We start from the raw sequence: 1,065 nt of genomic DNA, 5'->3' as shown, positions 1-1,065 counted from the left end.
CGCGCCGACAGCGCCAGGCGGCTGCCCGCGGCCAGGCCGCCGCCGCCGACCGGCACCACCAGCAGGTCCAGCCCGCCACTGGCGTCCAACAGTTCCAGCGCCGCGGTGCCCTGCCCGGCGATCACCGCCGGATCGGCATAGGGATGCACCAGGGTCGCGCCGGTATCGCGCTGCACTTGCGCGCACAGCGCCTCGCGCGCGGCGATGCTGGGCGCGCAACGCCACAGCGTGGCGCCGTGGCGGGCGATGTTGGCGAGCTTGACGGCGACCGCCCCCTCCGGCACCACCACATGGCAGCCGATGCCGCGGGTGCGCGCGGCCAGGGCCAGGGCCGCGCCATGGTTGCCGGAGGAATGGGTGACCACCCCGCAGGCCGCCTGCGCCGGGTCCAGCGCCCACACCGCGTTGCAGGCGCCGCGGAACTTGAACGCGCCGCCGCGCTGCAGGTGTTCGGCCTTGAAGTACAGCTGCGCGCCGGTGGCGGCATCCAGCGCCCGCGAACGCAGCACCGGGGTCGGCCGCGCGTGCGCGGCAATGCGTGCGGCGGCCGCCAGGACGTCGCCGAACTCGGGCAGAAAACGTGAGACCATGCGCGAAAGGGTAGCGTATCGTCGCCAACGTGCAGCGCCCGCGACCCGCGCCGGTTCGCCGTCGTTGCGCGCAACTTAAGCGTTCAAGTGCAGCCGATGAAGTTAAGGGGGGATTCAATGCCACGGACCGAACCTGTCAGCCAGTCTGCTGGAGGGCAAACGCCATGAAACTGCGCCTGATCTGCGCCGCTGGACTGCTGGCCGCACTGGGCGGCTGCGCCACCTACGATTACGCCGGAGGCGGCGAGGGTGGCTACTACCGTGGCGCCCCGTCGGTCGAATACCGCTATCCGGCCGGCTACTCCGAGTACTACTCGCCCTACGGCGCGGTGCCCTACTACGGTTACGGCCCGTCCTATTACGGCTACTACGGGTACGGCGTGCCGTATTACTACTACCGTGGCTACGATGGCCCGCGCCACCGCCCGCCACCGCGTCCGCGGCCGGACGACGGCGGCTCGCCGCCGCCGCCGCC

Annotated in this window: 1 protein-coding gene and 1 pseudogene; one reads left to right on the top strand and one right to left on the bottom strand. The window is 72.0% G+C overall.

What is annotated here, in order from left to right; genetic code table 11:
• On the bottom strand, positions 1-590 hold a 590-nt coding region (locus D180_RS10705), incomplete at its 3' end, for a pyridoxal-phosphate dependent enzyme (RefSeq protein ID WP_017912789.1).
• Positions 591-754: 164 nt separating this feature from the next.
• On the opposite strand from D180_RS10705, the pseudogene D180_RS10700 reads away from it, so the two are divergent.
• Positions 755-1,065: pseudogene (locus D180_RS10700) on the top strand (hypothetical protein); the annotation flags it as partial.

It is taken from the genome of Xanthomonas sp. SHU 166 (genome assembly GCF_000364685.1).
In the GTDB taxonomy this organism is placed as follows: Bacteria; Pseudomonadota; Gammaproteobacteria; order Xanthomonadales; family Xanthomonadaceae; genus Xanthomonas_A; species Xanthomonas_A sontii.
The sequence above is the reverse complement of the archived record's forward strand: the minus strand, read 5'-3'. Positions and strand labels throughout refer to the sequence as shown.